Source organism: Amycolatopsis thailandensis (assembly GCF_002234405.1).
GTDB lineage: Bacteria > Actinomycetota > Actinomycetes > Mycobacteriales > Pseudonocardiaceae > Amycolatopsis > Amycolatopsis thailandensis.
The window spans coordinates 21801-42927 of record NZ_NMQT01000056.1 but is presented as its reverse complement, the minus strand read 5'-3'; the positions used below and the strand labels follow the sequence as shown (position 1 = coordinate 42927).

Here is a 21127-nt window from a genome sequence, read left to right as displayed (position 1 = left end):
CCTCACTCACCGCCCCGGATCCGGCGCACGAGCGAGAAGTTGACCAGCGCGAACCCGGCCGAGAGCAGGAAGAGCAGCCACGCGATGGCCGCCGCGTATCCGGCGTCGAACTCGCCGAACCCCTTCTCGTACAGGTACATGGCCAGCGTCTGGAACTGCCTGTCCGCGCCGCCGGTCCCGGCGGTGCCGGAGTCGTCGAACAACTGCGGTTCGGCGAACAGCTGCAGCCCGCCGATGGTCGAGACGACCACGGTGAAGGCGATCGTCGGCCGGATCGCGGGCACGGTGATCGACCGGAAGGTCCGCCAGCGCGACGCGCCGTCGAGCATGGCGGCGTCGTAACGCTCCTGGGGCACGGACTGCATCGCCGCGAGGTAGAGCAGCGCGTTGTAGCCGGTCCAGCGCCACATCACCATCACGCTCACCGCGACGTGCGAGGCGAACCGGTCCGATCGCCAGTCCACCGGGTCGAGACCGACCAGGCCCAGCGCCCAGTTGACGACGCCGTAGTCCTCGGCGAAGAGCTGGCTGAACACCAGCGCCACCGCGACCACCGAGACGACGTTCGGCAACAGCACACTGGCCCGCCACAGCGTCCGCGCGCGCAACGGGCGGTCGAGCAGCGCGGCGAGCCCGAGCGCGGCCAGCAGTTGCGGGACGGTCGACAGGACGAAAATGCTGACCGTGTTGAACAGCGCGTTGTAGAAATGCGGGGCCTGGAGCAGGACCGCGAAGTTGCCGAGCCCGGCGAACCCGGTGTCGCCGTTGACCAGGTGCCAATGGTGCAGCGCCACCCATGCCGTGTAGAGCAGCGGGAAGAGACCGAAGACGCCGAACAGGAGGTAGAACGGCGCTGTCATCAGGTATCCGGCGAGCCGCTCGCCTGTTCGCCTCAAACGGCGATCACCTTGACGCCGGTCCGGGTGATCTCGTCGGCCATCCGGGCGTCGATGCCGGTGTCGGTGATCAGGGTGTCGACGTCCTCGAGTTCGCCGAAGCGGGCGAAGTGGTCATTGCAGACCTTGGTGTGATCGGCCAGCAGGACCGAGCGCCGCGCGGACGCGATGGCCGCGCGTTTCACCATCGCCTCGGCGGTGTCCGGGGTGGTGAGTCCCCTGTCGACGGAAAGACCGTTGGCGCCGATGAAGGCGACGTCGACGTAGGTGTCCTTGAGCGCGCTCAGCGCCCAGCTGTCGACCGAGGCCATGGTGTGCCCGCGAAGCCGTCCGCCGACCAGCATCAGCGTGATACCGGGCCGGTTGGCGAGGGCGAACGCGTTGGGCAGCGAAGGGGTGACCACGGTCAGTTCCCGGTCGGCGGGGATGAGGTTCGCCAGCCGTCCCACGGTGGTGCCCGCGTCCAGCAGGATCGCGCCCTCGGCGGGGACCTGTTCCAGCGCGGCCAGGGCGATCCGGTCCTTTTCCGCCGACATCACCGCGTCACGGGCGTCGAGACCCTGCTCGATGCCCAGCCGTTCCACCGGGATCGCGCCCCCGTGCACCCGCCGCACCACGCCGCTGCGCTCCAGCGCCGTCAGGTCGCGACGGACGGTCTCGCTGGTGATCTCGAAAGCGGCCGCGAGCGTCGCCACGTCGACACGGCCGTTCTGCCGGGCCTGCTTGAGAATGGCGCGCTGCCGCTCCTCGGCGTACAACGCCTCACCTCCTGCCCTGGCGGATGAGCGGTCATGGCGACAATAGTTGGTTTCTCGCGGGTACGACAACGGAACCCACCCTGAATCCGGGCAGGCTTCCGGCGCGCTCTGTCCATTGAGGACACAACGCCGAGTGGCCTTCCGCCCGGCGTTGCCCGAATCGGCGGCGGAACTGCCCTTCTGGGCAGTGTTCGCGACGATTCCCGAAGGGCGCGGCGACCCGACCATCACCTGGTAGTGAAGGCCTCCTTTCCTACCCTGAAGGTAGGCAAGGAGGCCTTCACGGACACCCGGACTCCCTAGTCCTTCGGGAGGCTCCGGCTCGCGGCGTCCGCGATCTTCTGCACGATGAGCGGCTGCCCGTCCGGCGACTTCACCGTGGGATTGACCGAGTACGCCACGACCCTCGACAGGTCGCGGGTGGCGAAGATCCCGCTCGCGTAGCCGTACCGGCTGCCGGTCTTCCCCCAGACGGTGATCCCGTTCAGGCTCAGCTTCATCAGGCCCTGGCTGTACGAAGCCCGGCCGCTGCCGTCGAACATCGGCACATCGGGAACGGCGAACAACCGAGGCATCATCGAACGGTCGAGCAGGCATCCCTGGAACAGGCCGGTGATGAACTTGTCGAGGTCCTCCGCCGTGGAGATGATCGCGCCCGCGGCGCCGGGAATCGACTGGTTCATCTCGGTGACGTCGACCAGTTTCCCGTCCACGTCCAGGTAACCGCGCGCGGCCGGGTTCGGCAGGCGCGGGTCGTCCTCCGGATAGTAGGTGTGCCAGAGGCCGAGCGGGACGGTGATGCGATCGCGCAGGTTGCGCGCGTAGGACTGTCCCGTCACCTTCTCGACGAGCATCCCCGCCATGACGTAAGCCGTGTTCGTGTACTTCTGCGCCGTGCCGGGCCGGAAGTCGATCGGGTGGCGCAGCGCGGTGTCGACGACGCGACGCGGGCTCCAGTGCTCGTAGCGGTGCGCGAGGATCCACTGTGGATCGTAGAGACCGGGGATGTCCACGGACGGCAGCCCGGAGGTGTGGTCGAGCAGGGTGCGCACCGGCACCGGCGGGTAGTCCGCCGGGAGCACCCCGGGCAGATACCGCTGGACGGGCTGTTCGAGGTCGATCCGGCGTTCCTGCGCCAGCTGCAGCACCATGACGGCGGTGTAGACCTTGGTGGTGCTGCCGATCCGGAAGAACCCGTCCGGCCGGACGGGGGCGTGCGTGCGGATATCGGCCACCCCGGAGGTGCCCGACCAGGAGCCCGACTCGCCGGTGACCCGGACCAGCGCGCCCGTCGTGTCCCTGTCGGGCAGCCCTCTGATCGCCGCCGACAACGCGGCGGGATCCGGCTTTCCGAGATCCGACGCCGCGGCGGCCGGCACCGAGGTGAGGACCGCCGCGACGGCGGCGACTGCTGTGACAACCAGTGTTTTCATGTCACACATGATGTCCGCGCCGGACGGCGGGGACATCAGGGAAAGACCCGATCCCGGAAGATCAGGGTCACTCCACGGTGACGGACTTCGCGAGGTTCCGGGGCTTGTCGATGTCGTGCCCGAGGATCAGCGCCGCGTGGTAGGCCAGCAGCTGCAGCGGGATCGTGAGCAGGATCGGGTCGAGTTCCGGCTCCGAACGCGGGACGACGAACCGCGGCACGTCGAGGTCGCCGAAGTCGACGTCGTCGTGGGTGATCGCCAGGACCTGCCCCTTGCGCGCCTTGATCTGCTGCATCGCGGCGAGGTTGCGGTCGGCCAGGTCGTCGGACGGCACGATCGCGACGGTCGGCAGCGCCTCGTCGATCAGCGCGAGCGGACCGTGCTTGAGTTCCGAGGTCTGGTAGGCCTCCGCGTGCCGGTACGAGATCTCCTTGAACTTCTGCGCGCCTTCCCGCGCCACCGGGAAGCCCCGGACGCGGCCGATGAAGAAGAGACTCCGCGCGTCCGCGCAGATCTTGGCGTGCTCGGCGATCTGGAACTCCGCCTCGACGATGGCGGCGACCTGCGCGGGCAGCGCCCGCAGGGCCGCGACGATCCGCTGTCCGTCCGCGTTGGACAGATCGCGGACCCGGCCCAGCGCCAGCGCGATCATCGCGAAGCCGACGGCCATGTTGGTCAGCGCCTTGGTCGACGCGACGGCGATCTCCGGACCGGCGTGCAGGTACAGGCCGCCGTCGCAGGCCCGCGCGATCGTCGAGCCGACGACGTTGACGAGGCCGACCACCCGGCCGCCCTTGCGCTTGACCTCTTCGACGGCGAACGCGGTGTCCGCGGTCTCGCCGGACTGGCTGACGGCGATGTAGAGCGTGTCCGCTTCGATGATGGGGTTGCGATAGCGAAACTCGGACGCGGCCTCCGCGTCGGCCGGGACCCGCGCGAGGTCTTCGATCATGGTGGCGCCGATCTGCCCCGCGTAGTACGCCGAGCCGCAGCCGAGGATCTTCACCCTCGCGAAACCGCGCAGGTCACGGGCGGTCAGGTTCAGACCGTCCAAACGGGACACTCCGAACCGGTCGTCGAGGCGGCCGCGGATCATGCGCTCCAGGCATTCCGGCTGCTCCTGGATCTCCTTGTACATGTAGTGCTGGTGACCGCCGAGATCGAGGTCGTCGGCCTGGATGTCGATCGCGGTCGCGGCCTTGCCGGTGTCACTCTCGTCGACGGTGAAGGTGCGGTAACCCGTGGCGGAGACGCTGGCGAACTCGCCGTCGTCGAGGTGCACCACCTGCGAGGTGTGCCGGACCAGCGCGGACAGGTCGCTGGCCACGAACATCTCCCGGTCGCCGACGCCGATGATCAGCGGCGATCCGTTCCGCGCCACCACGACGCGGTCGGGGTGCTCGGTGTCGGTGACGGCGATCGCGTAGGTGCCGGTGACGCGGGAAACGGCTTCGACGACGGCGTCTTCGAGGGTCTTCGGACCCGACCTCGCGATGAGGTGGGCGAGCACCTCGGTGTCGGTCTCGGAGGTCAGCGTCACCCCGGCTTGGCCGAGCTGCTCGCGCAGGGCGTCGGCGTTGTCGATGATCCCGTTGTGCACCACGGAGATCCGGCCGTCCTCGGAGACGTGCGGATGGGCGTTGGCCTCGGTCGCCGGGCCGTGCGTCGCCCACCGCGTGTGCCCGATGCCGACCTTGCCGGCGAGCCGCTTGGGCAGGGCCGCGGTCAGGTTCCGCACCCGCCCCACGATCCGGTGCACCTGGGCGCCTTTGCCGCCCAGGACGGAGATCCCGGCGGAGTCGTAGCCGCGGTACTCCAGCCGCGTCAGCCCCTCGATCAGGATGGGGGCGGCGTTCTGGCCGCCGATGTAGCCGACGATTCCGCACATGACGAGTCAACCTCACAAAGAAAACGGACGGGGTACGCGAAGACCGGGCGTTCCGTCAGCCGTAGACGATGCGGCGCAGTTGCCGCTCGGACAGGTCGGGAGGCGCGACGAGGCGGCGGCTCAGTTCCGCGGCGACGAGCGGGAAGATCTCGGGGTTCTTCCTGCCCTCGGCCTGCAACTGGGCGTGCCGCGACCGGACGTACTGCTCGACCGGTTGCCGGTAGAACGCCAGGACGTCCTCGACGACACGGGCGGCGATGGCCGTCGACAGACCCGTCGACAAGGCCACCTGCTCGACGATGTCCGCGTCCTCCACCGGACCCATCATGCACAGGACGACCTCGAAACGCCAGTTCTTGCCCGAAATCGGGCAAGAACTGGGGACTTTCTCCTCGCGTTTAGTCCTCTCGATGCGAGAGTTCACAGGACAGCAGCGCTTCATACGCGGCTTCCACCAAGGAAGTCCTCGCGGTGATCGTTCGGCCGGGGTGGTCGTGAGTGGCGATTCGGGTTCTGGCGGACTCGTCTTTGCGTGCCCACTGGTGTGACCGGCGAGTGTGGAGGATTTGGGACGTTCAACGTCCCAATTCCTTCATCGTCGCGCCCGGCAGCCGCCGAACCACCACTCTCGCCCAGTTCAGGCGTGGGTAGGTAAACCGAATCGCCACTCACGACCACCCTGGCGCGCTAGCCCGGACAGCCGTGACCAGGCCGGTCACCAGATCCGCCCGCTCCGCCATCGACCCGACCAGCAGATACTCGTGATCCGCGTGAGCGCCACCCCCGACAGCGCCCAGCCCGTCGAGCGTCGGGACGCCGATCGCCGCCGTGAGGTTCCCGTCGCTCCCGCCTCCGACGGCCACCCCCGCGACCCCGGGCAGGAGCCGTTCCGCGACGGCGAAGAGGTCCATGGCGGCCGACTCGGACATCGGAGGCCGGTGGATCCCGCCTCGCACCTCGATTTCGGCCCCCTGGAGACGCGGGGTCAGCGCCGCGAACCCGGCTTCGACGCGCTCTTTCTCCTCGGTGGACTCGACCCGGACGTCGACCACGACGGTCGCGGACGCGGGTACGACGTTGCTCGCCGTTCCCGCCGAAGCGACGGTCGGGGTGACGCTCGTCCCGGCCCCGGGGCGGTCGAGCGCGGCGATGGCCAGCACCTGATGCGCGGCTTCGGTCAGCGCGTTGACCCCGGCCTCGGGTTCCAGGCCGGCGTGCGACGCCCTGCCGGTGATGACGACCTCGAACGTGCCGCACCCCTTGCGGCCGATCTTGAGACCGCCGCCGTCGGCCGCCCCTTCGAACACGAGCACCGTGCCGCACGCGCGGGCGCGCTCCTCGATGAGGGTCCAGGACGCGTGCGAGCCCGTTTCCTCGTCGGCGGTCACCAGGATTTCGACACCGGTGAGGTCGTCGAGTGCCGCCAGACCGTGGATCGCCTGCACCAGCCCGCCGAGCATGTCGAACACCCCGGGTCCGGTCACCCGGCCGTCGGCCACCGCGAACGGGCGGCGGGCGAGCGTGCCGATCGGGAACACGGTGTCGTGATGCCCCAGGATCAGCACGCGGGGCTCACCACCGCCGGACCACCGGACATGCGGCCCCGCCGCGCTCTCCACCAGGGTCGCCGTTCCGCCGAGGCGGGCTTCGAGAAGGGCGGCCACCGCCTCGGCCGACGTCGTCAGGGCCTCGATGTCCCCCGAAGGCGACTCGATTTCGACGAGCGTCCTGAGATCTTCGATCATCGCGTCGACAGTCATCCGGACACTTTCTCAGGCGACTCCGGCGGGGACGACCTCGTCCTCGCTCAAGCGTTCCGTCTTGGTCCAGCTGTTGCGGCGGGCCAGCACACGGAACAGGGCCCGCCAGGTCGCGATCACGCCGAGCACCAGGAACGCCGGATAGAGAAGCCCCGCGAGCAGACAACGGCGGAGCGGTTCCTCGCCGAGACGCAGCCGGTGCACGACCGCCCACACGAGACCCGGCACCAGCAGGACGACCACGCCGATCAACGCCGCGCCCGGCAACGCCGACGGCGGCGCGATCAACCCGCCCAGCGTGACGCCCGACCAGGAGGCGACGAGTGTGCCCACGAACAACAGCGAAACCACCAAGGACAACGGCACCGTCAACCAAGGTGTCACGAGATAAGCGAGGAAGTCCAAAAGACCGATACTGCCCACATGCCGTGACGCCAGCAGTTTTCGCAAATGCCGCGCGCATTGCAGATTTCCCTGCGCCCATCGAGTGCGCTGCCGCAGCAGCCTGCGCAGATCGACGAGGCCTTGTTGCGTGACCCAGGCCGATTTCACATAACGCATCCGAATACCGGCGACGTGCAACCTCAGCCCGAGTTCGAGATCCTCGACGAGACAGTCCGACCACGGCGCCGGATCGAAGCGGCGTAGTACGCCGAGTCTCGAGAATTGCCCGTTTCCGCCCATTCCGACACTGCCCGCGAGATCGCGCAGACTTTGCGACGCGTCGGCGACCGCGCCGAACTCCAAATCCTGCAACAAAGCGAGCACGCTGCGCCGGTTGTGGATACGCACCCGGCATTGCACGGCACCGACGCCGCGGTCGCCGAACACGTCGGCCACCTCGCGCAGCATCCCCGGGCTGCCGCGGCCGTCCCCGTCGATGATGCCGACGATCGTCTTCAGCACGCTTCCCTCGGCTTCGCACAGCCGGTGGATGTAGCGGTACCCGGCGTTCAGCGCCTCGCCCTTGCCCTGCCGGGCATGCGGGAGATCACGGCGCAGGACGTGCAGCCGCGGATCCCTCACCTCGCGGAGGACCTCCGGCGTGCCGTCGTCCGAGCCGTCGTCGATGACCAGGACACGTACCGGGTTTCGTTCCGTGCCAAGCGAAAGCGCGTTCCGGACGGTGTTGCCGACCACGCGTTCCTCATTGAGCGCGGGGATGACGATCCAGAACTCCAGCCCCTCCCCGCGCGAGGCCACCGACCGCCGGGAACGCCCGGTGCGCCACGCGAACGACGCGAGCAGGATGTTGTGCGCCGGCCACCACAGGAGCAGCAGCATCATGGTCGCGGCGAAGGCGGGAGTGGCCATCAGTCCTTCAAGCGAAGGTGCAGCGAACGCGCCATGAGCAGCAAGGCGACCGCCCCGATCACCATCGCGAGCACGGTGCTCACCGTCGCGCCGGCCATCGTCGCGCCGATTCCGAGCGCGGAAACCTTGACCGGGCCCACCGGCACCATCGACATGTCTTTCCTTCTGGCAAGGGGCGCCATGAGCCTCTACTCACAGTTTTATATCGTGAACAAAGTGGTCACCCGTAGGAGCGATATTCAGCCTTTCGAGTGGGTAGACTACCCCGTCCGTGTTAAGTTTCGCGGGCAGCGATCCCCCGTAAAGGTGACCATCGGTTAGTGATCCTCGCCTCACCTCCCAGTCTTTCGTGACTTCAACGACGAATTCACGCCGTACCTCAGCGCGAACCCGGAAGAAGGACCAGGTGCGTAACGCACAGAACGAGACCGACGTCATGCCCGAAATCTGGCTGGTCGCGGGAACCCGCCCGGAAGCCGTGAAACTGGCTCCGGTGGCCAGGGCATTGGCTTCCGAAGGCCGGATGCGGCCCGTGATCGTCGCCACGGGACAGCATCCGGAAATGGTCGGCCAAGCCTTGGCGACCTTCGGCTTGACGGCGGATGAAAATCTGACCCTCACCAGGCGAACGGGTTCCCAGCCGGAACTGCTTTCCGGCCTTCTCACGGGTCTCGAAGAAGTGGCCGACCGGCGGCCGCCCGCCGCCGTGGTCGTCCAGGGCGACACCACGACCACCCTGGCCGGAGCGCTCGCCGCGTTCTGGCGCCGCGTCCCCGTCGTGCACCTCGAGGCGGGTCTCCGCTCGTTCGACCTCGGCGCGCCGTTTCCCGAGGAGCTCAACCGGAAACTGGTGAGCCAGGCGGCCACCCTCCACCTCGCCCCCACGCCCGACGCCGCCGCGAACCTGCGCGCCGAAGGGGTTCCCGACGAGAACGTGCTCGTCGCGGGGAACACCGTCGTCGACGCGATCCTCACGGTGACGGACAAATCCACCACGGTGCACAATCCGGAATTGGCGACACTGCTCGAGAACGCGACCCGCGGCGCGGTCAAACTGATGCTGGTCACCCTCCACCGCCGCGAATCCTGGGGCGAGCCGATGCGCCGGGTCCTGCGCGCGGTGAACGACCTGATGGCCGCGGATCCGGAACTGCGGGTGGTGCTTCCCGCGCATCCGAACCCGGAGGTGCGAAGCCTGGTCCGCGAGGAACTGGCCGGCACGCCGGGCGCGCTGATCACCGGTCCGCTGCCCTATCCCGAACTGGCCGCGACGCTGGCCGCGAGCACGCTCGTGCTCTCCGATTCCGGTGGTATCCAAGAAGAAGCCCCGACCTTCGGCGTCCCGGTCCTGGTGCTCCGTGACGTCACCGAGCGCATGGAGGCGGTGAACGCCGGCTGTGCCCTGCTCGTCGGCACCGACCGCGACAAGATCGTCTCGACAGCGAAGGAACTGCTGAACGACCCGGCGGCGCGCACGCGGATGATGAGCAGCGGCAACCCGTTCGGCGACGGCGCCGCCGCCGAACGGACCGAGCAGGCGCTCGCGCGTCTGCTGGGGCTGGCCCCGGACCTGCCCGCCCCGTTCCGGCCCGCCACCGCGAACGAGCTGGCCGAGGTCTGACCCGATGAAGAAGGACAAGGGCGGGCAGCGCTTCCGCTTGCCCGCTTGGTTCCGGCTCACCGTCGTCGCGGTCGTCGCCGTCACCGTCGCCGTGGTCGTGCTCGTCCAGGTCACCAAGACGGAGCCGGTCACGGCATCCCCGGCCGCCACGCCGGTGCCGCTCGCCGGCCGCGCTCCCGAAACGGCCAAGGCGGGTCAGCCCGGTCCCGGCGGTGATCCGAACCGGAAGACCCTCGTGCTCTACGACGACGGGCGCAAGAAGAACGGGACCGCCTCCCCGCCCGAGGAGGTCAGGACGGCCGAGGCGTACGCGATGTTCACCGCGAATCTCGTTTCCCGCGGCACCGCTTGGACGATGCAGCCCGCCGCCGACTACCGGCCCCGGCAGGCGAACGACTTCCAGGCCGTCGTGTATCTCGGCTCGGTCTCCGACGCGGCGTTGCCGAAAGCGTTTCTCGACGACGTCACGACGGCCCGGGTTCCCGTGGTCTGGATCGGTGCCAACATCTGGCAACTGCGCGCCACTGCCGGCTGGCGGGCGGAAGGCTACCGCGACGACAACCCCACCACCGTCACCTACAAGGGCACTCCCCTGCGCCGCGATCCCCGTTCGGGCACCGGGGTCGTCGCGATCGACGTCCGCGACGCGACCAGGGTCCAGATCCTGGCCGAAGCGAGCGCTCCGGGCGGCACGCCTTCCCCCTGGGCCGTCCATTCAGGACAGTTGACGTACGTGGCCGAAGTTCCTTACGCGTACGCCGAAGCACAGGACCGCTACCTCGCCGCGGCCGACATCCTCCTGGGCGTCCTTTCACCGCAGGCGCCGAACCGGCACCGCGCGCTGATCCGGCTCGAAGACGTCGGGCCGCGGACGAAACCGGAAGAACTCCGCCGGGTCACCGACTTCCTCATCCGGGAGAAGATCCCGTTCTCCCTCGCGGTCTATCCGTACTACTCGGATCCCCAGGGCCGGGCCAACGACGGCAACCCGACCTCCGCTCGGCTGGTGGACTCGCCGGAACTGGTCTCCGCGCTCAAAGAGGCGGTGCAAGCGGGCGCGACGCTGGTCATGCACGGCTACAGCCACCAGAGCGAGAGCGGCCCGAACCCGTACGACGGGGTGAGCGCGAGCGATTTCGAGTTCTACAAGTCCAGTGTCGGCGGCGACGGTGTCGTGCGCATGGACGGGCCGATGCCCGAGGACTCCGCGCAGTGGTTCGACCAGCGCGTCGCGACCGGGCTCGGGGAGTTCCGGCGAGTGGGCCTGCCGGAGCCGACGATGTTCGAATTCCCGCACTACGGCGGTTCCGCCGTGGACTACCAGCGGACCACCGAACTCTTCCAGGCCCGCTACGACCGCGGCAGCTACTACGCGGGCTTCTGCCCCGGCGGCCGATGCGGATCGACGGCCACCGCGACGACGGAACAGGTGTACGGCCAGTTCTTCCCGTACCCGGTGCGTGACGTCTACGGCGCGAACGTCGTCCCGGAGAACATCGGCAACGTCGCGCCTGTCGCGTTCAACCAGCACGCCTCGCGCACCGCCGTCGACATGCTCGCCGACGCCCAGAGCGCGCTCGTCGTCCGAGACAACGTCGCCGGCTTCTTCTACCACCCGTTCCTCGGCGAGGGTGGCCTGCGGGACCTGGTGAACTCGTTGCGGGCGCTGGGGTACCGCTTCGCCACCCCGGCGGAGATCCTCGGCGACTGAGCTGGGCGGTCCGAACGACACCCTCACCAGTTAGTCACGGCGATACCGCGTGAAGGGGACTTTCCCCTCATCACACGAGAGGAAAGTCCCCTTCACCACGGGTCTTGCGGCGGCGTAGCGAAAGCCACGGGACACCTCCGGCTGAGCCTAGGATCGGGGGCATGCTCGAGAACCTGCTCACGCCGGAGACCAGGACAGATCCGTACCCGTTCTACCGTCAGGTCTTCGACCGCGGCCCGGTGTTCGAAGCCGCCGACCGGTTCTTCGTGGTGAGCGGCTTCGAGGAGGCGTCCGCGCTGCTCAAGAACCCCGCGTTCGGGCATTCGGAGCCGGAGGTGCTGCCGGATCCGCACGAGAACGAGCCGGTGGACGACCAGGGCCGGGTGGTCCGGTCGTTCCTCGCGCTCGACCCGCCCGATCACACCCGGCTGCGTCGGCTGGTCTCCAAGGCGTTCACGCCGAGGATGGTCGAACAGCTCGCCCCGAGGGTCGGGGAAGTGGCGAAGAAACTCGTCTTCAAAGCGCTCGAAACGGGCGAATTCGACCTGATGACCGAGGTCGCGAAACCGCTGCCGGTCGTCGTGATCAGCGAGATGCTCGGGGTTCCCCTGGCCGATCGCGACCGCTTCGAAGGGTGGTCGGACGCCATGGGGCGCGCGCTCGACCCGGCCTTCCTGATCTCGAAGGAGACCGTCACCGCGGCCGTCGCGGCCCGGCGCGAGTTCGTCGCCTACTTCCGCGAGCTGGCGAAGGAACGGCGGAAACGGCCGACCGGCGACCTCTTCTCCGACCTGGTGTCGGTGTCCGACGAGGGTGACAGGCTCAGCGAGGGCGAGCTGGTGATCACCGCAATGCTCCTGCTGGTCGCCGGGCACGAGACGACGACCAACCTGATCGGCAACGGGGTTCTCGCGCTGCTGGACAACCCTGAGCAGCACCGGAAGCTGGCCGAGGACCGGTCGAAGATCCCGAACGCGGTCGAGGAGATGCTCCGGTTCGACTCCCCCGTCCAGCTGACCATGCGGATCGCCTTGCGGGACACGACCATCGGCGACCTGCCCGTCAACGCGGGCTCCCAGGCGGTCGTGTTGCTGGGTGCGGCGAACCGCGACCCGCGCGCGTACGAGCGGCCGGACCGCTTCGACGTCGACCGCCCCTCGCCGAGGCATCTCGCGCTGGGGCAGGGCATCCACTTCTGTCTCGGTGCCCCGCTCGCGCGGTTGGAAGCCCGGACCCTGTTCGAAACGCTTCTCGGTACCGGCCGCTCTTTCCGGCGGACGGCCGATCCGGTCTGGGTGAAGCAGGTGACGCTGCGCGGGATGGAAAGCCTGCGGCTCGAATTCGCCTGACGGGGCGGAAAGTCCGGTTCTCGACCTTTGACGGTTGCCGACCGGCGCCGGACTGCGCATGCTTTGCGCCAACCCGGCGTCGGTGGGGGTGCCAGCCATGTACCAGGAACGCGAGGAACCCAGCGCGCGGCGAGCGGTGCCGGACGCGGTCAGGTCCGGACCATTCCATCGCGCGCTTTCCGAAGCGGTGGAACACCGCGGTCTTTCCCTGTCCCGGATCCGCGCGCATCTGGCGGCACGAGGCGTTTCCGTGGCCGAATCGACCTTGAGCTACTGGCAGCGCGGGCACCGGCATCCGTCGACACCGCGCTCGCTCGACGTCGTCCGCGCGCTCGAAGCGGTGCTCGGTCTGCCGCCGGACAGCCTGGTCGTCCTGATCGGCCCGCAGCGCCGATCCCCCGGCGACGACCATCGGCCTTCGGTGGTGGAACTGCGGCAGAGCTGGGCCGAAACCTGCTCGCTGCTGGACGAACTGAGCGATTCGCCCGGTGCGGTGAGGAACTCGAAGCTCGACGTGGTGACCGTCGTCGACGTGCTGACCATGACCGGGCAAGGCCGGACCTCGGAGATCACCTCCACCATGGTGGTGCGGGCGCGGGAGCCCGGCGCGGACGGCTTCGTGGTGACCCACCAGGACGAAGACGGCACCGACATGGAGGCCACCACGGTCTTCGCCACCGATGGCTGCCGAAGAGGCAGAGTGCGCCGAAGCACCTCTTCGCCGGGAATGGTGTTCGAGCTCCTCTTCGACCGCAGCCTGGCCGAAGGGGAGACTCACACCTTCGCCTTCACCATGCGACTGGCCGCGTCGGTCCGGTCCACCTGTTTCCACCGGACGGTGCGGGCCCGCATGTCGGCGTACCTGCTCCGGATCCGTTTCGACGCCGCCGCGATCCCCGCCCGCTGTGTCAAAACCGTGCGGGAGCGCGAAGAACTCGCTCCCGTGGTCAGTGAGCCGTTGCATCCCGGCCCGGGTGCGACGGTCAGCGCCTACTTCGAGGACCTCGGCGTCGGGGTCGCGGGGATCGACCTCATCTGGGAGTGAGCGTGCGCCTCCGCCACACCGCGAACAGCACGATCGCCACTCCGGCGACCCCCGCGGCGATCAGCCCGGCCACGATCGACACGGGCAGGCCGGTGTTGACGGCCGGGGGCGCGGCGGCCTGCGCGAAGCCGATCCCGCCGTCGCGCTGATAGTCCGATCCCGGCATCTTGTCGGCGTAGCGGCCGTGGACGTTCCGCTGGTACTCGGAAAGCGGGACGAGCTTCCCCACCGGCGACTGCGGCAGGCTCGCCTGCAGCAGCACCACGCCGTCGGGACGCAGTTCGTACCAGCCGTTGATCTGGGGTTCGTTGAGCAACACCGAACCCGGCCGGATCCGCCCGCTCAGAGTCTCTTCGTCGTTCCCGGAGAACACGCTCGCCGCGACCCACTTCCCCGGGCCTTCCGGCATCGCCTGCAGCGTGGCCTTCTGACCGGAGTCGGCGGTGGCCGTCACGGCGACGGATCTCAGCATGCCCGCCGGCGCGCCCGCGACGCCCCTGACGAAGTCGGGATTGAGGGTGTAGACCGGGAAACCCTTCTCCCCCATCGTGATCCGTCGCGGTTCGATGTGGTCGACCTGCCGGAAGTTCGATCTCGCGAGTCCGATCGCGTCCGGCTGCGCCGCGACACTCACGGCGGCCGCGAGATCGCCGGCCGAGGGCGCGACGACGTTCTCGCTCGCCGATGCGGGCAGAGTGGCGGGCAGCAGCGTCGCGACGGCCACCGCGAGACAACCGGAGAACTTCCGGCAGATCGTGTTCATGACCGCGTCTCAGCCCTTCCGGATGTTGACGATGGTGTCGTTCCAGCGGAACTGGCCGTTGCTGCGGTACTGGTTGTAGTTCCAGGTCTGGTAGCGCTGGTACGTCGGCCACGGGTCACCGACCATGATCGACTGGTTCGCCGAGTCGTAGCCGTAGATCACCTCGGCGTGGCCACCACCGGAGGTCCAGTAGATCCCCGTCAGGTTCAGGATCCCGGCGTCGACCTGGCTGACGACCGAGTTGAAGCTGATCGGCCCGCCCGCGTCCTGCGCGGAGAAACCGGTGCCGCGGAAACCGCGGACGATTTCGGGGATCTGGGCCGCCTGGTTCGGGCAGTACCCGGCCGACGTGCCCTTGCCCGCGGCGCAGAACTGGGCCTGGGTGGCGGTGCCGCCCTGTGAACGCTCGATGCTCGAACCGTCCGCGGCCCAGCACCACTGGTTCTGCTGCTGCACCTGCTGGGTGTAGTTCAGCTGCTTGGAAGCGAGCGTCGAAGCGACCGTGAGCGCGTTGCCCGCGACCGGCGCGATCTCGCGGACCTGGGTGTGGGTCTGGGTCTTGATCAGGCCGGTGGGGCGGTCCCCGGCGTCGCCGGGCTGCGCGAGGGCGGTGGCGGGCAGCATGCTCAGCGCGAAGACGGCGGCTCCGGTGGCCAGTACGGCCCTCGAAAGGCTCTTCACAGATGTCTCCTTTGACACGGGGATGGGGAGATCAACCGTGCGCCGCACCGGCTCCGGGGACAACGCCCTCACCGGGCGCGAGGAAACCGCTGTGATCGTTCACAGCTCCGGGGCGCGCTCGCGGGCCAGGAAACACCGGGTTCGCGGACAGCGGGGGCGGGCCCACCGCGCAAGATTCACGGTTCCTTCACAAAGGCTGTGAATCCGGCACCGGTTCAGCCCTCGGGGTCGCGAGTGTGGTGGGCCGGGAACGGCCTCGCAAGGTGACGTCCTCGGTCGCCTTCCAGTGTCCGGCTTCGGCCTCGCCCGCCGACTCGATCGCCGTCCACGAAGCGAGCAGCCGCGCTTCGACGTTCTTCGCCAGTTCGGTCAGCCGGGCGGCTTCGTTGACCGGGTCGCCGATCACCGTGTACTCGAACCGCCTTGGGTCGCCGACGTTCCCGGCGACCACCTCGCCGGTCGCCACGCCGATCCCCGCCGGGCATTCCGGCACCTCCGCCGCCAGCCTGCGGGCGATCGCGCGGCCCGCGGACAACGCGAGGGCCGCGTGCTCCTCCAGGCGCACCGGCGCGCCGAAGATCGCGAGCGCGGCGTCGCCGACGAACTTGTTGACCAGCCCGTGGTTGCGGTCGACCTCGTCGACCACCACCGCGAAGAACCGGTTGAGCAGCCCGACGACCTCCTCGGGCGGGCGGCTCGCGGCCAGCGCCGTCGAGCCGATCAGATCCACGAACAGCACCGACACCGTCCGCACGGTGCCGCCGAGTTCGGCGGTGGTACGCATCGCCTCGGTCGCGACGTCCTCGCCGACGTGCCTGCCGAACAGGTCCCGCAAACGTTCGCGTTCGGCGAGACCGACGGCCATCCCGTTGAAGCCCGCTTGCAGCAGGCCGAGTTCGGTCCCGTCGTAGACCGGGATCTCCACGGTGAAGTCACCGGCCCGCACCCGGCCCAGCGCGTGCTGCACCGACCGGATCGGGTTCACCACGGCGCGGGCGGTGAACACGGTCACCAGCAGGCCGAAGCACAGCACCACCAGGCCCAGCACGATCACGGAGACGGCGAGCTTCGTGGTCGACACGTCGCCGCGCACCCACGCCAGGATCGCGGTGACCACCAGCCCGGCCACCGGCACCCCGGTGCCGAGGCACCAGAACAGCAGCATCCGCAGGTTGACCCCGCCGCTGAGCGGCCGCGCCGGCGAAGTGCCCGCCAAGGCCAAGGCCGCGTACGGCCGCAGGATGAACTCGCCCGCGAGGTAGGCGATCGCGCAGACGACCACTCCGGCGAACGCGACGACGAGCAGTTCGGTCAGCACGACCTTCGGCTGCACCAATGCGGCGAGCGCGCCGAACACCACGGTCGCGACGCCCCACAGCACCGCCTGAACCAGCGTCAGGCGCAACGGCACCCGCAGGCTGGCGGCGCGTTCGTCGTCGGTCGGCTTCCGGCCCTCGGCCGCCCAGCGCAACGTCCGCAGCGCGCCGCGGGTGCCCCACAGCGCGCCCACGACGACGGCGGAGACCACGTAGACGGGGACCGCGATCGCGGTGACCCGGACGAGGTCGCCGGACATGCCGGGCGCGGGCATGAGCAGGGCCGCCAGCCCGACCACGACCAGCGCGCCGATGACGTTGGTCGCGATCAGCGTCCCGGTGAGCAGTCCCTGGACGCGACGCCGCAGCACGGCCGTGTCCTGATCGAGCGGGCCGAGCAGCCACGAGCCGAACGGCCCTTGCCCGCGGCCCCGGAGAGAGGAGTCGTTGTCTGATCGCACCCGTACCCGCCGTTCACCCGGTTTGAGTGAACGACTGTACACCGAACTCCCCGCGTTTCGTCCTCTGGATGCGTGTCGTCAGCCGACGTGGATGCCCGGCCGCCGCGCCGGGTCCCGCTCACTGGTGCGGATGATCTCCCGGACCACCGGGGCGGTGTCCCCGCGCCCGAGGATCAGGTAGCGGAACAGATGCCCGAGCGGATTGCCCTCGCTCCATTCGAAATGACACTGCGGGCGCACGCCGGTGGTGTCGCGCAACGAGAGCAGGATCGCCGCGATCGCGTTCGGCGCCGCCGGGCTTTCCACGCGCAGGACGCGGAAGCCCTCGACCTCGACGCCGCGGACCTTCAGCACGTCACTGAACCCGGACGGGTCGATGACGTCGATTTCGAGGAACAGGACGTCGGCGGCACCCGGCACCGGGTTCATTCCGCGTTGTTCGGCTTCCTTCGCCCGGTACTCGTCGGCGTCCCCGGCCTGGCGCCGGTTCGCGATGATGGTCAGCGCGCCGTCGTGAGCGATCGAATCGGTGAGGAACCGGCGGGCGGGTTCGTCGAACTCGATGTGCTCCACCCGCAGTTCCGTGGTGCGGCTGACCCGCGAAATCAGCGAGACGACGATGATCCCGAGAATGAAGAACGCGGAAATGGTGAGCCCGTCGGGCTTTTCGATGACGTTCTCCACCAAGGCGTAGATCAGGATCAGGGTCAGCACGGCGAACGCGATCGCCGCCTTGCGCTGACGCTTTTTCGCCGCGGAGATGGCGACGGCGACCGACGCGGACACCATCATCGCGAGGATCCCGGTGGCGTACGCCCCGGCCTGGGCGTTGACGTCGGCGTTGAAGATGACCGTCACCAGGACGCAGATCGCGGTGTACACGAGCACCACCGGCCGCACGGCGCGGGCCCAGTCCGGGGCCATCCCGTACGCGGGCAGATACCGCGGCACGATGTTGATCAGCCCGGCCATCGCCGACGCCCCGGCGAACCACAGGATCAGGATGCTGCTGATGTCGTACGCGGTGCCGACCCATTCGCCGAGCAGTTCGTGCGCGAGGTACGCCAGCGCCCGGCCGTTGGCCTCGCCGCCCGGTTTGAACTGATCCGCCGGGATCAGGACCGTGGTGACGAAACTGGTCGCGATCAGGTACACGGACATGATGAGCGCGGCGACGGTGAGCAGCTTGCGGGTGTTGCGGATCCGGTTCGCCAGCTTCCGCTCGGCGTTCTCGCCCTTGGCCGCGACGAGCGGCATCATGCTCACCCCGGTCTCGAAACCGGACAATCCGAGCACCAGCAACGGAAACGCCAGAACCGCCGGACCGACGACGCCGCCGAATCCGCCCCCTCCGGAGGTGAGCGCGTCGGTCCAGCGGTCGAGCGCGGCGGGCTCGGTGAACACCTCGCCGATCCCGGCGACCACGACCACGGCGTTCAGCAGCAGGAACACCGCCACCAGCGGGATCGCGACCCCGACCGCCTCACTGAACCCGAGCAGGAACACCCCGCCGAGGATCAGCAGCAGGATCACCGTGATCAGCACGGCGTGGCCGTGCAGGAAGGACGGCACGTGCGGGTTCTCCAGCGCGTGCACCGTGGCGTCGGCCGAGGACAGGGTGATGGTGATGATCCACGACGTCGCCACGAATCCGAGCAGCACCAGCACGAAGAGCTTGCCGCGCCAGAACGGCAGCAGGTTTTCGAGCATCGCGACCGACCCCTGGCCGTGCGGGCTCTCCCTCGCCACTCGCCGGTACATCGGCAGCATGCCGAGCAGGGTGAGCGCGACGATCAGCAACGTCGCCAGCGGCGAGAGCGCGCCCGCGGCCAACGCCGCGATGCCGGGCAGATACGACAACGTGGAGAAGTAGTCCACGCCGGTGAGGCACATGACCTTCCACCACGACTGCGGCGTGGTGTGCTCCTCGTGGCTCTCCGGCCCCACCGGCTGGACGCGATGCTCCATCAGCCACCGGCCGACCTTGCTCGACGGCGCCGCCTGCCGGACCGGGCTGTCCACCCGTTCCGGAACAACGGATTCCGGTACCTCGGTCATGCCGTTCCTCCCCGACTTTCGTGTGCGGGGCACAGCATGCCCGACCCGTTCGGTGGAGCGGATCCGGCGCGCCGGACGATCAGCGGACGGTGCCGGAGCCCACCAGGGTGGTCGCGTCGAGCTCGGTGACGCCCTCTTCGCGCAACGACTCGAGGTAGCGCTCGCGTACCCGCTCGACGACATCGGGTTCGAGACCGTCGACGATGCCCCGGAAGCCGGAACCGATGACGATCAGCCACGCCACTTCGGGCGTCATCGGCAACCGCAGCTCGTTGACCACGACGTCCACATCGGACAGGCCCCGGCCGGAAAGCCACTCGGCGTAGGTGCCGGCCTGGTTGATCCGGTCGATCAGGCCGGGCTGCCGCTCCGGTGGCGGTTCGGAATCGGTCACCGCGGCCATCGCCCGCCCGGCGTGGCGGCCCGCCGTCACCATGGCGCCGCCACGCCAGATGGTGAACACGGCCCGCCCACCGGGACGGACCCGGCTGATCAGCCGCTCGGTTCCGTCCGTCATGTCCGGGAAGAAGAAGATGCCGAGCGCGGACAAGACGGCGTCGTAACCGTCGGTGCCCCACGCCGTCGCGTCGGCTTCGTGCGCGCGCAACTGCGGCAAATCCGCCGAAAGCCGGCGCAATTCGCCGATCATCGGACCGGAGAGGTCGATCGCGTCCACCAAGCCATCGGCCCCGACCGCGTGTGCCGCCGGAATCGCCGAGGCCCCGGTGCCGCAGCAGGCGTCGAGGACCCGCGATCCCGCACCGATCCCGGCCGCCGCCACCGTGGCCGCGCCGATCGGCTCCCACAGATGACGCCCCAGTGCGGTGAAATCGGCGGCGGCGGCGTCGAAAGCACGCTGAGTGCCCACCTTGCGAGAAGACATACCTCGACGATATCCGTTTTTCGCCCGTCCAGCGGGCGAAGCGCGCACCGCTCCCGCCCTAGCGTGGTCGGCATGAGAAAAACACTGCTCACGCTGCTCGGCGCGGCAGCCGTCCTCGGCACGATCGCCACCCCCGCTTCGGCGACCACGCAAGAGACCAGGAAGTTCGTCGGCTACGGGTCGAGCGACTTCGGCCTCGAGCTCATCTACGCCCGGCATGACGCCAGGAACCAGGCGACCTGGGCCGGCTTCACGGACTGCGAGGAGTGCGACAAGATCCTTTTCCCGTACAGCGCGACGGTCTTCTGGCGCTGCACCCGCTGACCAATCCGGTCCGGCGCGGGCTCCGAATGCCGGACATGGACCAAGGAGACCTCGCCCCGGACTTCACCCTGCCCGACGACACCGGCCAGGACCGCACACTGTCGGACTTCCTGTCCACCGGCCCGGTCGTGCTGTTCTTCTATCCCGCCGCGATGACCGGTGGCTGCACCGCCGAAAGCTGCCACTTCCGCGATCTGGCCGCGGAATTCGGCGAAGTCGGCGCCCACCGCGTCGGGATCAGCCCGGACGGCGTCACCAAACAGCGTGAATTCTCGAACTTGCACGGCTTCGACTACCCGCTGCTGTCCGATGTGGACGGTGCTGTCGCGAAGCAGTTCGGTGTCTGGCGCCGGTTCAACCCGCTGCACGCCAAGCGGCACACCTTCGTGATCGACACCGATCGCAAGGTCCTCGCGGTGATCAAGAGCGAACTGAAGTTCGACGTGCACGCCGACAAGGCGCTCGCCGCCCTGCGGGAACGCATCGCTTCGTGAGTTCTCTTGAGCCGTAAGGCAAAGGTGTGGTGATCGCTCGCTCGCGCGTCTGCCGGGTCCAGGGTCGTGAAAGCCACTTTCGGGACGTCTGATGTCCCGAAAGTGACTTTCGCGACCCTGGATGCCGCGGTACGCACCCCGACCGAAAGGTCACCGCCGCTCGCGCCCGCTCGCAAGTACATGATGGCCCCCTTCCTTGCGTTAGGCGCAAGGAAGGGGGCCATCATGTACTTGAGCCGCCGCGAAGGTCGAGTTTCCTCGGCTCAGCCGAGGGAAGCGCCTTCACGCGCAGCCGCTGTGGTTGCTGGTGCGTCTGAGCTGAAAGTGACGATCACCCCAGTCCGTGAAGGCCTCCTTCACTACCTTCAGGGT

The 21127-nt window shown here is 68.8% G+C and carries 19 protein-coding genes; 6 read left to right on the top strand and 13 right to left on the bottom strand.

Annotated elements, in window-relative coordinates; translation table 11 throughout:
- Nucleotides 1-2: 2 nt before the first annotated feature.
- The 8 genes from CFP71_RS16305 to CFP71_RS44185 all read right to left on the bottom strand — a co-directional run bounded on the left by CFP71_RS16305 (nt 3) and on the right by CFP71_RS44185 (nt 8204).
- Complete coding sequence (locus tag CFP71_RS16305; RefSeq protein WP_093934697.1) at nt 3-896, bottom strand: carbohydrate ABC transporter permease; 894 nt, start codon at nt 894-896, stop codon at nt 3-5.
- A complete protein-coding gene (locus CFP71_RS16300; protein ID WP_093934696.1) occupies nt 893-1654 on the bottom strand; it encodes a DeoR/GlpR family DNA-binding transcription regulator in 762 nt (253 codons plus the stop codon). The genes CFP71_RS16305 and CFP71_RS16300 overlap by 4 nt, the downstream gene beginning before the upstream one ends.
- 299 nt (nt 1655-1953) lie before the next feature.
- Complete coding sequence (locus CFP71_RS16295) at nt 1954-3087, bottom strand: serine hydrolase domain-containing protein (RefSeq protein ID WP_244199710.1); 1134 nt, start codon at nt 3085-3087, stop codon at nt 1954-1956.
- A gap of 67 nt (nt 3088-3154) precedes the next feature.
- Complete coding sequence (gene glmS, locus CFP71_RS16290; protein WP_093934695.1) at nt 3155-4975, bottom strand: glutamine--fructose-6-phosphate transaminase (isomerizing); 1821 nt, start codon at nt 4973-4975, stop codon at nt 3155-3157.
- 55 nt (nt 4976-5030) lie between these two features.
- The gene (locus CFP71_RS16285; RefSeq protein ID WP_039917776.1) at nt 5031-5303 is read right to left on the bottom strand and encodes a hypothetical protein; all 273 of its coding nucleotides are present in this window, start codon (nt 5301-5303) and stop codon (nt 5031-5033) included.
- Nucleotides 5304-5643: 340 nt separating this feature from the next.
- Nucleotides 5644-6735 carry a M20 family metallopeptidase gene (locus CFP71_RS16280; protein WP_093934694.1) on the bottom strand — a complete coding sequence of 364 codons (1092 nt, stop codon included), beginning with the start codon at nt 6733-6735 and terminating at the stop codon, nt 5644-5646.
- 12 nt (nt 6736-6747) lie between these two features.
- Entirely contained in the window at nt 6748-8049 is a 1302-nt protein-coding gene (locus CFP71_RS16275; protein ID WP_093934693.1) for a glycosyltransferase family 2 protein, read from the bottom strand.
- The gene (locus CFP71_RS44185; protein WP_167406147.1) at nt 8049-8204 is read right to left on the bottom strand and encodes a hypothetical protein; all 156 of its coding nucleotides are present in this window, start codon (nt 8202-8204) and stop codon (nt 8049-8051) included. Before CFP71_RS44185 ends, CFP71_RS16275 begins: the two co-directional genes overlap by 1 nt.
- A gap of 251 nt (nt 8205-8455) precedes the next feature.
- Between CFP71_RS44185 and wecB the strand changes: the two genes are divergently transcribed.
- The 4 genes from wecB to CFP71_RS16255 all read left to right on the top strand — a co-directional run bounded on the left by wecB (nt 8456) and on the right by CFP71_RS16255 (nt 13775).
- Nucleotides 8456-9670, top strand: coding sequence for a non-hydrolyzing UDP-N-acetylglucosamine 2-epimerase (gene wecB, locus CFP71_RS16270; RefSeq protein WP_093934692.1), 1215 nt, complete (start codon nt 8456-8458; stop codon nt 9668-9670).
- A gap of 4 nt (nt 9671-9674) precedes the next feature.
- Nucleotides 9675-11381, top strand: a complete 1707-nt coding sequence (locus CFP71_RS16265) for a DUF2334 domain-containing protein (RefSeq protein WP_093934691.1) — start codon at nt 9675-9677, stop codon at nt 11379-11381.
- Between the two features lie 161 nt (nt 11382-11542).
- On the top strand, nt 11543-12730 hold the full coding sequence (locus CFP71_RS16260) for a cytochrome P450 (RefSeq protein WP_093934690.1): 1188 nt from the start codon (nt 11543-11545) through the stop codon (nt 12728-12730).
- A 97-nt stretch (nt 12731-12827) separates the two neighbouring features.
- Nucleotides 12828-13775, top strand: coding sequence for a helix-turn-helix domain-containing protein (locus tag CFP71_RS16255; RefSeq protein ID WP_093934710.1), 948 nt, complete (start codon nt 12828-12830; stop codon nt 13773-13775).
- Here the strand turns inward: CFP71_RS16255 and CFP71_RS16250 are convergent.
- The 5 genes from CFP71_RS16250 to CFP71_RS16230 form a co-directional block, all read right to left on the bottom strand.
- Nucleotides 13762-14538 (bottom strand): hypothetical protein, encoded by a 777-nt coding sequence (locus CFP71_RS16250; protein WP_093934689.1) that lies wholly within the window; start codon nt 14536-14538, stop codon nt 13762-13764. The two genes, CFP71_RS16255 and CFP71_RS16250, sit on opposite strands and share 14 nt — an antisense overlap.
- Nucleotides 14539-14547: 9 nt before the next feature.
- Entirely contained in the window at nt 14548-15219 is a 672-nt protein-coding gene (locus tag CFP71_RS16245) for a papain-like cysteine protease family protein (RefSeq protein ID WP_093934688.1), read from the bottom strand.
- A 187-nt stretch (nt 15220-15406) separates the two neighbouring features.
- On the bottom strand, nt 15407-16996 hold the full coding sequence (locus tag CFP71_RS16240) for an adenylate/guanylate cyclase domain-containing protein (protein WP_093934687.1): 1590 nt from the start codon (nt 16994-16996) through the stop codon (nt 15407-15409).
- Nucleotides 16997-17074: 78 nt separating this feature from the next.
- A complete protein-coding gene (locus CFP71_RS16235) occupies nt 17075-19054 on the bottom strand; it encodes an APC family permease (RefSeq protein ID WP_093934686.1) in 1980 nt (659 codons plus the stop codon).
- A gap of 79 nt (nt 19055-19133) precedes the next feature.
- Nucleotides 19134-19937, bottom strand: coding sequence for a class I SAM-dependent methyltransferase (locus CFP71_RS16230; RefSeq protein ID WP_093934685.1), 804 nt, complete (start codon nt 19935-19937; stop codon nt 19134-19136).
- A gap of 72 nt (nt 19938-20009) precedes the next feature.
- On the opposite strand from CFP71_RS16230, the gene CFP71_RS16225 reads away from it, so the two are divergent.
- Together CFP71_RS16225 and CFP71_RS16220 are read left to right on the top strand one after the other, a co-directional pair.
- The gene (locus CFP71_RS16225) at nt 20010-20261 is read left to right on the top strand and encodes a hypothetical protein (RefSeq protein ID WP_167406146.1); all 252 of its coding nucleotides are present in this window, start codon (nt 20010-20012) and stop codon (nt 20259-20261) included.
- A gap of 35 nt (nt 20262-20296) precedes the next feature.
- Nucleotides 20297-20755 (top strand): peroxiredoxin, encoded by a 459-nt coding sequence (locus CFP71_RS16220; RefSeq protein WP_093934708.1) that lies wholly within the window; start codon nt 20297-20299, stop codon nt 20753-20755.
- Nucleotides 20756-21127 lie beyond the last annotated feature (372 nt).